Annotated in this window: 8 protein-coding genes; 3 read left to right on the top strand and 5 right to left on the bottom strand. The window is 65.5% G+C overall.

The features are described 5' to 3' along the window. The first annotated feature begins 49 nt into the window (after positions 1-49). Together A7X12_RS05775 and A7X12_RS05770 are read left to right on the top strand one after the other, a co-directional pair. On the top strand, positions 50-3241 hold the full coding sequence (locus A7X12_RS05775; RefSeq protein ID WP_157105504.1) for a TonB-dependent receptor domain-containing protein: 3192 nt from the start codon (positions 50-52) through the stop codon (positions 3239-3241). Between the two features lie 82 nt (positions 3242-3323). Beyond that, positions 3324-4307 carry a 2OG-Fe(II) oxygenase gene (locus A7X12_RS05770; RefSeq protein ID WP_064310712.1) on the top strand — a complete coding sequence of 328 codons (984 nt, stop codon included), beginning with the start codon at positions 3324-3326 and terminating at the stop codon, positions 4305-4307. On the opposite strand, the gene A7X12_RS05765 is transcribed toward A7X12_RS05770, so the two are convergent. From A7X12_RS05765 to A7X12_RS05750, 4 genes are all read right to left on the bottom strand, one after another. Beyond that, entirely contained in the window at positions 4308-5333 is a 1026-nt protein-coding gene (locus tag A7X12_RS05765; protein ID WP_064310711.1) for an alanine racemase, read from the bottom strand. It abuts the gene before it with no gap. Positions 5334-5343: 10 nt separating this feature from the next. Continuing rightward, entirely contained in the window at positions 5344-6930 is a 1587-nt protein-coding gene (locus A7X12_RS05760; RefSeq protein WP_064310710.1) for an MFS transporter, read from the bottom strand. Positions 6931-6997: 67 nt separating this feature from the next. After that, complete coding sequence (locus A7X12_RS05755; RefSeq protein ID WP_084445120.1) at positions 6998-7576, bottom strand: 2OG-Fe(II) oxygenase; 579 nt, start codon at positions 7574-7576, stop codon at positions 6998-7000. A 187-nt stretch (positions 7577-7763) separates the two neighbouring features. Then, the gene (locus tag A7X12_RS05750) at positions 7764-8651 is read right to left on the bottom strand and encodes a LysR family transcriptional regulator (RefSeq protein ID WP_064310708.1); all 888 of its coding nucleotides are present in this window, start codon (positions 8649-8651) and stop codon (positions 7764-7766) included. 97 nt (positions 8652-8748) lie between these two features. On the opposite strand from A7X12_RS05750, the gene A7X12_RS05745 reads away from it, so the two are divergent. Next, on the top strand, positions 8749-9534 hold the full coding sequence (locus tag A7X12_RS05745; RefSeq protein WP_064310707.1) for an SDR family NAD(P)-dependent oxidoreductase: 786 nt from the start codon (positions 8749-8751) through the stop codon (positions 9532-9534). 224 nt (positions 9535-9758) lie between these two features. Here A7X12_RS05745 and A7X12_RS05740 read toward each other — a convergent pair whose 3' ends face one another. After that, complete coding sequence (locus A7X12_RS05740) at positions 9759-11633, bottom strand: ABC-F family ATP-binding cassette domain-containing protein (protein WP_064310706.1); 1875 nt, start codon at positions 11631-11633, stop codon at positions 9759-9761. Positions 11634-12110: the final 477 nt, after the last annotated feature.

The raw sequence follows: 12110 nt of genomic DNA, 5'->3' as shown, positions 1-12110 counted from the left end.
CGAGCTAGGATCAGAGGCCCTCAGGCATCCCGCCTGTGAGGGGCAACTCATGAAATTTTCCAAGCTATTAGGTGCTACGGCACTGATGGGCAGCACGATGCTGTGCCCCGCCCTTGCGCTGGCGCAGACCGCGCAGAGCGATACCGCGACCGAAACCCAGGACCAGGATTCGATCGTCGTCACCGGATCGCGCCTACGTACGGCCAATCAGGATTCGCCGGTTCCGATCACCACCGTTACCGCCGATCAGATCGCCAATAGCGGCCGCATCTCGGTGGGTGACGTGCTGAACACGATGCCGCAGCTGCGCAGCTCGGTCGGCTCGCAGAACTCGACGTCGGGTCTCGGCCGGCGCGGTCAGAACTTCCTCGACCTTCGCGGCCTCGGCATCTCGCGCACGCTGACGCTGATCAACGGCCGTCGCCAGGTCACCAGCGACATCATCAACAACGGCAACGCGGTAGACGTCAACACGATCCCGCTCGACCTGATCGAGCGGGTCGATATCGTCACGGGCGGCAAGTCGGCAGTCTATGGCTCCGACGCGATCTCGGGCGTGGTCAACTTCATCCTGAAGGATCACTTCGACGGCCTGCAGCTGAACGGACGTGCCGGCGTCAGCAAATATGGCGATGCGGGCAACCAGACGATTTCGCTGCTGGCGGGCAAGAATTTCGCGGAAGGCCGCGGCAATGTCGTCCTTGCGGCGGAATATTCCAATCAGTCCGACTATTATGCCTCGGATCGCCCGTCGCTCCGCCGCAACGACGGCTTCGTCATCGTCGATACGGACGTGGGCGCCTCCTCGGACGACGTGCCGGATCGGCTGTTCTATCGTGACATCCGCAGCACCACGATCTCGCTGGGCGGTCAGCTCGGCTTCCGCTACGGCAGCAACGGAACGCGCCCTTGCGGTACCGACGCGGTGGGCAGCGCCTTCACCTGCGCCTATTTGTTCCAGCCGGGCGGTGCGCTTACCCCGCAGACCGGTCTGCGCGTCGGCCTTGGTCCCAATGGCAGCTTCGTCGGTGGCAACGGTTCGACCGGCCGTGAGGGCAAGTTGGTGGTGCTCTCGCCAAATGTGAAGCGCTACGCCTTCAACGCGCTGGGCCATTTCGAAGTCTCGGAAGCCTTTGTTCCGTTCTTCGAAGCCAAATATGTCCGCACCGAAGCGTTCGGCTCGCAGAGCGGCCCGTTCTTCTCGCAGGGGCAGACGCTCAGCGATCAGATCACGGGCACCGGTCTTACCGATCTGTCCTATTACGTCAGCGGCGCTGCGATCGGTCGCGTGAACCGCGAAGGCATCCGCGTCGACAACCCGTATCTCAACGGCGCGGCGCGCAACACGATCACCGCGCAGCTGCAGGCGGCGATCGCCTCGGGCGTCAACCCGAACACCGGCGCGGCGATCACGGCGGCGCAGCAGGCGGCATCGCTCGCCCAGGTCGCGGCGGGGACCTATCGCTTCTCGCTGCGTCGCAACTGGGTCGATCTCGGGGTGCGCGATGAAAACATCAAGCGCGAGGTATATCGCTTCGTCGGCGGTGCCCGTGGCGATTTCGGCGGCAGCTGGCACTATGAAGTGTCCGCGGAGTACAGCGAGCATCGCGAAACCAACGTGATCAGCGGCAATGTCAATCGCCAGCGCTTCCTGCTCGCGAACGACACCACCCGCGACGCCAACGGCAACATCGTCTGCCGTTCGCAGATCAATCCGGCCTATTCCGGTGTTGATCGCGGCGGCAACCCGTCGGTGCTGGCAGCGGACATCGCCGCCTGTGTGCCGCTGAACCCGTTCGGCGAAGGCTCAGTGAGCGATGCCGCGCGCAACTATCTGCTGATGAAGACCACCGCCACCGGCAGCGCGACGCAGTTCGTCGGCAACGGCTATGTTTCGGGCAATCTGTTCGAGCTGCCCGGCGGCCCGATGAGCGTTGCGGTCGGCGGCGAATATCGTCGCGAGACGCTGCGATACGACCTCGATCCGCTGACCCAGGCGGGCTACGCGTTCTACAACGCCATTCCGACCTTCCGTTCGCCCGCCTTCGAAGTGAAGGAAGCGTTCGGCGAGCTTTCGGTGCCGTTGCTGAAGGATGTTCCCTTCTTCAAGGAGCTGACCGTCAGCGGCTCTGGCCGTGTCGCGGATTATCGCGGCTCGACCGGCACGGTGTTCGCCTATAGCGGCGATGCGGTCTGGCGTCCGGTGCGCGACTTCGGCTTCCGCGGCAGCTACTCCCGTGCAGTGCGCGCTCCCTATGTGGGCGATCTCTATGCGGTTGCGGGCCAGAACTTCACGCCCGCACCTTCGGACCCCTGCTCGGCGCGTAACATCAACACCGGCTCGGCGAATCGCAAGGCGAACTGCGCTGCCGCCGGCATCCCTGCGTCGTACGACTATGTCTACACCTCGTCGCTGCAGATCCTGAGCGGCGGCAATCCGAACCTCAAGGAAGAGAGCTCGCGCTCCTGGACGCTGGGTGCCGTGTTCGAACCGCACTGGGTGCCGGGTCTGTCCTTCTCGGTCGACTATTACGACATCACCGTGAAGAACGTGATCACCTCCCCGTCGGTGCAGAGCGCACTGAATGCCTGCTATGACGCGCCGTCGCTGAACAACCAGTTCTGCGGCCTCTTCAAGCGCGCGGACGCCTCGGGTGGTCCGAACGGCGAACAGGCGTTCCGCATCATCGAAGGTTCGTACCAGGACGCGCCGCAGAACTATGCGCGTTACAAGGCACGTGGGATCGATACCAACATCACCTTCAATCACCGGTTCGACTGGGGCCTGGTGCGCGTGAAGGGCGATTGGACGCATGTGATCCAGCGCGACAACTACACCGACCCGTCGCGCCCGAACTACAAGAACGTCATCACCGGCGAGCTGAACGATCCGCAGGACCGCTTCACCATCGATACGGACCTGACGTTCGGCAAGTTCTCGATCGGGCACACGCTGCGCTACATCAGCGGCATGTATCTCAACACGTGGGAAGACTATAACAGCGTCAACGGTGAGCCGCCGCAGAACCCGGACTATGCCGAAATCCGCATGTATCCGTCGGTCTTCTACAACGACGTCCGTGCGGCGATCGAGGTGAACAAGAGCTTCAACCTCTATGGCGGCGTCAACAATATCGGGAACAAGAACCCGCCCTACGGCCTGACCGGCGTGGGCACCGGCTCGGGTATCTACGACAACCGTGGCCGTTTCTTCTACATGGGCTTCCGCGCGAACTTCTGATCGCCGGAACCGATCATTCGGGCCGGGAGGAGCGATCCTCCCGGCCTTTTTTTTTACCCGCCTGCCGGGATAGAGGCATTCCATGCACAGCGATCCCGTCGAGCACGCCCTGTCCCTCGCCAATGCGGGCAAGATCGAAGAAGCCAGGGCGCTGCTTGCCCAAGCCGGTGGCCAAGGAAGCGCGGAAGCGTGGATGCAGTTGGCGGTGTGGTACCTGATCGGCGCGCCGCTGGGCCGCGACATCGATCAGGCGCGGACCTGCCTGTCGCGGGCGGTGGCGATCGGGCATGTCGACGGGGCGCTGATGGAGATCGCGCTCCTGGCCAATGGCAATGGCGGTCGCGATGCGCCTGACTGGGCGGCGGCGATGCGTGCGCTGGAGGTCGCAGCGCATGGCGACCCTGTGGCAGCTGCGCATCTGGCGCTGCTGACCAGGATGGCATTGAAGGACGATGGCAGCCCGCTGGTGGCACCCAAAGGGGACGTCTTTCACGAGACGCCCCGCCTCGTCCGGTTTCCGCATCTGCTTTCGGCCGAGGAATGCGCCCATCTGGCGACATCGGCGCAGCCGCTGCTGCAGCCTTCTTTCGTCCTCGATCCCCGCAGCGGCCGGCCGATGCCGCATCCGATCCGCACGTCGGACGGTGGGGCGATCGGGCCGACCGGCGAGGACCTCGTCATTCGCGCCATCAACCTGCGCATCGCCGCCGCAACCGGAACCGATGTGGCCAATGGCGAGCCCCTGACCGTGCTGCGCTACAGTCCTGGCCAACAATATCGCCGCCACCTGGATACCATTGCAGGCGCTGCGAACCAGCGCGTTGCGACCTTCATCGTCTATCTCAACCAGGGCTTTGTCGGCGGTGAAACCGATTTTCCGGCGCTGGGGGTGACCGTGCGACCAAGCGCGGGCGACGCTATCCTGTTCGAGACACTATTACCCGACGGCTCTCCCGACCCACGGCTGTTGCACACCGGAGAACCGGTTCGCGCCGGCGCGAAATGGATCGCGACCCGATGGATCCGACAGGGGCCGGTAGACCCCTGGACGATTGCCTCGGGTTGATCAGGCCCACACCCGATCGAAGCGTGCGCCGAGCCCGGTGAGGAGCTCGTATTGCGACAGCCCGCTTCGCGCCGCCGTTTCCGGCAGGGCATAGTCCATCGCAACCCAGTCGCCTTCGCCGAGATCGGGCGCGGCATCCACGCAAAGTGCGGTCAGGTCCATCGACACCCGACCGACCACCGGGAGGATCGCCCCCCCGGCATGCGCGACTCCCTTGTCCGAGAAGCAGCGCAGATAGCCGTCGGCATAGCCGAGATTGAGGATCGCTACTTCCATGTCATGCGGCGCGGTGAAGGTCGCGTTGTAGCCGATCGTCTCGCCCGCGGTCACACGCCGGCGCTGGAGAATCTGCGCTTCCGGCGTCACCACCTGACGGATGCCGGCGTGTGCGTCCCGCTGGCGCCCGCCGTACAGCGCGATGCCTGGGCGGGTCAGGTCGAAATGGTAATCCTTGCCCAATGCGATCCCGGCGCTGTTGGCAAGGCTCATCCGCCGTGCCGAAGTGCGGCCGGCGAGGGCGGCGAAGGCGTCACGTTGGCGACCGTTCAGCGGTACCGCCTCGTCGGCGGAGACCAGGTGGCTCATCAGCGTCTCGATGGCGAGACCGTCAAGCAGTCCGTCCGCGACATTCTGGGCGGAGATGCCGAGCCGGTTCATGCCGGTATCGACCATCACGTCGCAGGGGCCGCCGCCGGCCTCGCGCCAGCGGCGCACCTGCTCGACGCTGGCCAGCACCGGCCGGGCCGTCCGGGGGCGATCGGCGAGATCCTCGGCGCGGACGCCGTGCAGCACCGATAGGGTCACGTCCAAATCCGCGAGCGCACGTGCCTCCGCCCAGGTGGCGACGAAAAAGTCGCGGCAGCCCGTCGCGGCCAGCCGCTCCACCACTCCGCGGGCGCCGAGCCCGTAGCCATTCGCTTTCACCGCCGCACCGCAGGCAGCCTTGCCGCCGAGCCGCGCGAGCAGCGTCCAGTTGGCGGTGAGGGCAGCGGCGTTGAGGCGGAGGCGGAGGGGGGAGTCGGTCATCCCCCGTCGGTTAGCGCCGCTGCCCGCGAAGCGCCACCGTCTCGCGCAGCCCCATGGCCGTCACCACCAGCGCCATCAACACCACGGCAAAGGTGTACCATAGCCCGGCATAGGGGTTGCCGGTGCGGGCGACGATGTAATGGCTGATGAACGGCAGGAACCCGCCGAAATAGCCGGTGCCGATATGATAGGGAATCGACATCGACGAATAGCGGATACGCGTGGGGAACATCTCGCTCAGCAGCGCGGCGACCGGCCCGTAGGTGGCGCCGCACAGCGCCATCAGCACCGTCATCGCCACCAGGATCATCGCGATATCGATGGGCTCCGGGATGATCCGGTCGAAGCGATAGCCGGCTTCTTTCAGCGCCGCTTCCACCAACGCCGGATCGTTCTGCGGCACGACCTGGCCGCCGATCGTGACGACCACGCTGGGTGCCTTCGCTGTCTTGTAGCTGACGCCCAGTCGCGACAGGTGATCGAGCATCCGCCAGCACTCGTCGCCCTGGGTGGTCGCGAAGGGGTCGTACGCGCAGTGCGGTCCGGCGACGACCACCGGCTCGCGGAGCGCCGCCTTGGCGAGCCCTGGGTTCGCAGCGCTGCCGATCACGTAGAAACAGGGGAAGAGCAGCACCAGCGTCAGCGCATAGCCCACCACGATCGGCGGCTTGCGACCGACGCGGTCCGACAGCTTGCCGAACCAGATGAAGAACCCGACACCGATCACGGCGCCCGCGCCGGTGATCAGCTGGGCGGCGGTCTGGTCCAGCCGCATCGGGCCGGAGAGGAAGGCGAGCACCGAGAACATCGCCGTGTACCACACGACGGTAAGGCCGCCAGCGATGCCGAACAGCGCGACGAACAGCCGCTTCTTGTTCCCCGGATAGGTGAAGCTCTCGACAAAGGGGTTGCGCGCGGTTTCGCCGGCTTCCTTCATCGCGCGGAACACAGGGCTTTCGGACAGGCGGAAGCGCATCCACAAGGAGATGGCGAGCAACACGAGCGAGAAGAGGAAAGGCAGCCGCCAGCCCCAGCTCTCCCACAGATCCCCGGCGGAGAACTTGAACAGCAACACCACGGCGAGGCTGAGGATGAAGCCGCCCACCACGCTGGCCTGGATGAAGCTGGTATGATAGCCGGCCCGGCCTTCGGGCGAATGCTCGGCCACGAAGATCGCTGCACCGCCATATTCGCCGCCGAGTGCCAGCCCCTGTGCCACGCGGAGCGCCAGGATGATGATCGGCGCGGTGGCGCCGATCTCGGCATAGCCGGGGATCAGCCCGATGCCGGCGGTGGCCAGGCCCATGACGGTGATCGTGACCAGGAAGGTGTATTTACGGCCCATCCGGTCGCCCAGGAAGCCGAACACCACGGCGCCGAGCGGGCGGAAGCCGAAGCCAACGGCGAAGGTGCCCCAGGAGAGCAGCGTCGCCAGATTCTCGTTGCCCGAAGGGAAGAAGGTGCGGCCGAGAATGCCCGTGGCCGTCAGCGTGCCCCAGATGAAGAAATCATACCATTCGAACACGGTGCCCAGCGAGGATGCGCCGATCACCATGCGCATCTCGCGGGCGCTCGGCTCGCAAACCTCGTCCGTCATTCCGTCCCTCCCCGTCTTGCGCCCGGTCTTGCAGAAAACGATCGGACCGTCGAGCGGGAGCGTGCGATCAGACGTGGCGACCGAGTGTCTTGAACATCAGCGTGATCCGCGATGCGTCCGGCGCGCCGCCGTAGATCGGGCGCGCGGCATGTGGAATCGTGCCGGGGAAGATCACCAGCCGATCGGGCTTGGGCATCACCGCCTTCAGCACCTCGCTGGCCTGCCGGTTGAAGAACAGCGTCTCGCCGCCATGATCCGCGCACCATGCCGCCTGGGGATAATAGATGGCGGTGAGATGGTCCTTGCAGTCGGAATCGAGGTGCACCCCGCCGCCCACGCCGGACGGCATGCAGTTCGCATAGCAACGCGAGAGCTGCTGTCCGCGCAACGGCTTGCGCAGTAGGTCGTGCCATACTTCCGCGATGAGTGGCGCCATCATCTCCAGCTCGGCGGCGATGGCGGTGGGGTTGCGGTCTTCCTGCGCGCTTCTCTGATAGCCGGCGAAATGCTTGTAGAAATAGCGCGGGGCGTCCGGCGCCGCGGACGAATAGGCGCCATGCTTCCAGCCTGGCTGATCGAGGAAGTCCCAGACCCGCTGGCGCCGCTCGTCGCCTAGGAAATGGTCGAGGATGACGATGCTACTCAAGGAAAGAATCCCTCCGACACGCCGGCAAAAGGCAGGCTGCGGTGTAGCCCGGCGGGGTTAAGGCGCGGTTAGCCACGCTGCCGCCGACGATATTGCGCGGCGATGACCGCGACCACGGGATCGCCGCAGTATCGGGCGCCTGCGTGGGCAATCGCTTCGCATTCTTTCCACACCGCTGGCACGGCGATCAGAGCGTGAGCGTGGCCTTCAGATAATCGACGAAGGAGCGCACGCGCAGCGCCAGCCGCGCGTGCCCGACGAACAGCGCGTGGATGTCCTCGCCGTCCCCCGGATTGAAGGCCGGCAGAACCTCGATCAGCCGCCCGGCCGCAAGATCGGCGGCAACATGAAAGCGGCCAAGCCGCGCGATGCCGCCCCCGGCTACCGCCATCAACCGCACCGCCTCGCCCGAATTGCCGAGGAACGGCCCGTCCATCGTCCGATGTACCACTGCGCCGTCGACGCGGAACGGCCAGCTGTCGATCGAGCGGCGGAAGTTGAAGCGCAGGCAGCTGTGGTGGTCGAGATCGTGCGGATGCTGCGGTGTACCGGCGCGTGCCAGATAGTCGGGGCTGGCGACCACCGCCATCGTGCTTCGGCCGAGCTTCAATGCCTTGATGCTGGTGTCGCGCAAAGGGCCCACGCGGAGTGCGACATCGGCGCGCTCTTCCACCAGTTCCACCAACGTGTCGGACAGGGTGAGGTTCACCGTCACCCCCGGATGCGCGCGCAGATACGCCGGCAGGATCGGGATCAGGAACAGCGTGCCGAGCGGTACCGAGGCATTCACGCGCAGCGGGCCGCGCGGCACCTGGTCGCGCTCGAAGCTGTGTTCGATCGCATCGATCTCGGCCATCAGCCCTGCCACGCGGGCATGATAGGCTTGCCCTTCGGGTGTCAGCGCCAGCGCCCGCGTCGTGCGGGTCGCCAGCTGCACGCCAAGCCGCGCCTCCAGCCGGGCCATGCCGCGGCTGACGGTCGACGGCGTGACGCGGAGGGCCTTCGCGGCGCCGGCAAGGCTCCCATGCGCCGCGATCGCCAGGAACATCTCCATCTCCCCCAGCCGATTATCCATTCGTGAATCCGAGGCATTTCTGTGGTGCTTCCAGGCAATCTAATCAGCAATTGGCTGCATGCCTATTTCCGTTTCGAATTTGGAAGGAAACACCACCATGGATCTGCAACTTACCGGCAAGACTGCCCTCGTCACCGGCTCGACCGCCGGAATCGGCCTCGCCATCGCCGAACGACTGACGCAGGAAGGCGTGGCAGTGACGATCACGGGCCGCAGCCAGACCAAGCTGGACGAAGCGGCGGCACGATTGGGCAAGCTCGGCAAGGTGACGGCGGTGCTCGCCGATCCTGCCACCGCTGAAGGCGCGGCGACCCTCATCGCGGCGGTCCCGGATACCGATATCCTCGTCAACAATCTTGGCATCTACGAGGCCAAGCCGTTCACCGAGATCAGCGACGCGGACTGGCATCACCTGTTCGAGGTGAATGTCGTGAGCGGTGCCCGCCTCGCTCGGCACTATTTCCCGCGCATGCTGGCGCGTAACTGGGGGCGGGTGCTGTTCATCGCCAGCGAGAGCGGGCTCGTGATCCCCAGCGAGATGATCCACTATGGCACCACCAAGACCGCCCAGCTGGCGATCGCCCGTGGCCTCGCCGAGCAAACTCGCGGCACCGGCGTGACCGTCAATTCGGTGCTGCCGGGGCCGACGCGCTCGGAAGGGATTGTCGCGTTCATCCGCTCGGTAGTGGACAACAAGGATGCGCCGGAAGCCGAGCGCGAAGCCGAGTTCTTCGCCAAGATGCGCCCGCTTTCGCTGATTCGCCGTCTGATCGAGGCCGAGGAAATCGCCGCGCAGGTCGCGTTGCTCGCGAGCCCGCTGGGCGCCATCACCAACGGCGCGGCGATCCGTGTCGAAGGCGGGATCGTGCCGACGATCGCCTGATCGGACGGCGAGGCCGGGGAAGGGCGCCAGACGCGAAAGCGTCTTTCCTCCGGTTGCCGGCGCGGCTTCAAACGGGCCTGCACTCGATGCGCGCGGCAAACGAATTTGCATTCTCGGCACGTCGAACAGCGGCAAGTCCACGCTGGCGGCTGCGATCCGTCGAAGTCCGGGCTACCTGCATTTCATGCGGAAGATCTTGCGCTCCAGTCCCCGGACCGGGCGACTCAGCCGCCAAGCCCCTCCAGCGCCTCGCTCGCTTCCATCCACGCCACCTCGGCCGACTCGATCTTCGCGTTCACTTCGGCGCGGCGCTTCATCAGGTCGGTCATGGTCAGCTTGGTGAGCGCTGCATCGGCATTGGTCGGATCGAACATCGCCTTTTCCAGTGAAGAAAGTAATGCCTGGAGCCGGCCGAGTTCGGCTTCCGCCGCCTTGGCCGCCTTGCGTAGCGCCGTGCCCCGTTCGCGTGCCTCGGCGGCGGCGCGGCGGGCTTCCTTGCGATCGGCCTTGGACGCGCCGCCCTTGCCGCCGCTGCTCGAATCCTTCGAAAGGACGAAGGCGATGTAATCGTCGAGGCTGCCGTCGAACTCGCTGGCGGTGCCTTGGTCGACCAGGACCAGCCGATCCGCCGTCATCTCGAGCATGTGCCGGTCGTGGCTGACCACCACCACCGTGCCGCTATAGCCGTTGAGTGCCTGGATCAGCGCCTCGCGCGCGTCGACGTCCAGGTGGTTGGTAGGCTCGTCGAGGATCAGCAGATGCGGCGCGTCGCGAGTGATCAGCGCCAGCGCCAGGCGTGCGCGCTCGCCGCCCGAAAGCTTGCCGACCTTGGTCGTCGCCTTGTCGCCGGAGAAGCCGAAGCGGCCGAGCTGCGCGCGCACCGCGCCAGGGCTGGCGCCGGCCATGTTGCGCGTCATGTGCTGCAGGGGCGTGTCGTCGCGGTCGAGCTCCTCCACCTGATACTGGGTGAAGTACCCCACCTTCATCTTGCCGCTGCTGTTGATCGCGCCGTCCATCGGCGTCAGCTGCGCGGCGAGCAGCCGGGCGAGCGTGGTCTTGCCGTTGCCGTTGCGGCCGAGCAGCGCAATGCGGTCGTCGGGATCGATGCGCAGGTTGAGCCGCTGGAGGATCGGCTTCTCGCCATAGCCGACGCTGGCCATGTCGAGCGTGATCAGCGGCGGCCGCAGCTCGTCCGGATTGGGGAAGTCGAAGCTCAGCGAGGGATCGTCGACCAGCTCGGCGATCGGCTGCATCCTGGCGAGCGCCTTCTGTCGGCTCTGTGCCTGCTTGGCGGTGGAGGCGCGGGCCGAATTGCGGGCAATATAGTCCTGCAGCTTCTCGCGTTCGGCCTGCTGCTTGGCGCGCGCGGCGGCGAGCTGGGCCTGGCGCTCGGCGCGCTGGCGCTCGAACGCGTCATAGCCGCCGGGATAGAGCGTCAGCTTGCCGCGCTCCAGATGCAGGATGTGGTCGACGACATTGTTGAGGAAGTCGCGCTCGTGGCTGACGAGCAGGATCGTCGCGGGATAGGATTTGAGGAAGTCCTCCAGCCACAGCACCGCTTCGAGATCGAGGTGGTTCGAAGGCTCGTCGAGCAGCAGCAGGTCGGGCTGCGAGAAGAGCAGGCTGGCCAGCGCCACGCGCATCCGCCAGCCGCCCGAGAAGCTTTCGAGCTCGCGATGCTGCATCTCCTCGTCGAAGCCGAGGCCGACGAGGATGCGCGCGGCGCGCGAGGGCGCGGCGTGCGCATCGATGGCGATCAGCCGCTCATGGATTTCCCCCAGCCGGTCGGGATCGTGGCTGGTTTCGCTTTCATGAAGCAATGCGGCGCGCTCGACATCGGCGGCCAGCACCGTCTCGAACGGCGTCGCGGAGCCGCCGGGGGCTTCCTGCGCGATATAGCCGAGCTTTGCACCGCGCGGCATGTCGACGCTGCCGCCATCGGGTTCGAGCTGGCTGGCGATCACCTTCACCAGCGTCGACTTGCCGGCGCCGTTGCGGCCGATCAGGCCGATACGGCCGCGCGGCGGCAGCTTGGCGGTGGCGGCGTCGATGATCGTGCGCCCACCCAGGCGCACCGTGATGTCGGTCAGATTGAGCATGATTGGGCACCGCCTAGCCGATGCGGCGCCGCACTGCCAGCCATACCCACCATGTAGGGCTACGGATTGGGGACATGCCTTACGCGCCGCTAACTATTTTTCGCGGCTTAAAAATCCGATTTTTCCGCAGTGATGAAGCTTCGAAGCTAGGCGATACGTTTGCAGAGATTCGAATTTTTTTGGCCGCCCCGCAGAATCTTCCACTCGGCTTTTGCCTATAATTCCATTGTTGCGGTTGGATCCAAGGCCGCCGCTGCGAGCCAAGATGCTCGCGCCCAGAAATCGTGACGGGGTGCAAATGGGAATAGATCTTCACGTAGAATCTTCCGCCACCGTGCGTGATGCTAGGCTTCTTCAGAAGAAATGCATCGATGCGCTGGCGGGACAGGGCGACATCCATGTCGATGTCGCGGACGTGACGGATGCTGATCTTAGCTTCCTGCAGTTGATGTCTGCCCCTGTCTCTTATACACATCT

Origin of the sequence: Sphingomonas sp. TDK1 (assembly GCF_001650735.1) — a bacterium.
GTDB lineage: Bacteria > Pseudomonadota > Alphaproteobacteria > Sphingomonadales > Sphingomonadaceae > Sphingomonas.
This window is presented reverse-complemented; position numbering and strand designations above follow the sequence as displayed.

Excerpts from the sequence above, each read along its gene's own strand:
- A7X12_RS05770 (WP_064310712.1), top strand. The coding sequence starts at position 3,324 with ATGCACAGCGATCCCGTCGAGCACGCCCTGTCCCTCGCCAATGCGGGC.
- A7X12_RS05750 (WP_064310708.1), bottom strand. The coding sequence starts at position 8,651 with ATGGATAATCGGCTGGGGGAGATGGAGATGTTCCTGGCGATCGCGGCG.
- A7X12_RS05760 (WP_064310710.1), bottom strand. The coding sequence starts at position 6,930 with ATGACGGACGAGGTTTGCGAGCCGAGCGCCCGCGAGATGCGCATGGTG.
- A7X12_RS05740 (WP_064310706.1), bottom strand. The coding sequence starts at position 11,633 with ATGCTCAATCTGACCGACATCACGGTGCGCCTGGGTGGGCGCACGATC.
- A7X12_RS05745 (WP_064310707.1), top strand. The coding sequence starts at position 8,749 with ATGGATCTGCAACTTACCGGCAAGACTGCCCTCGTCACCGGCTCGACC.
- A7X12_RS05775 (WP_157105504.1), top strand. The coding sequence starts at position 50 with ATGAAATTTTCCAAGCTATTAGGTGCTACGGCACTGATGGGCAGCACG.
- A7X12_RS05765 (WP_064310711.1), bottom strand. The coding sequence starts at position 5,333 with ATGACCGACTCCCCCCTCCGCCTCCGCCTCAACGCCGCTGCCCTCACC.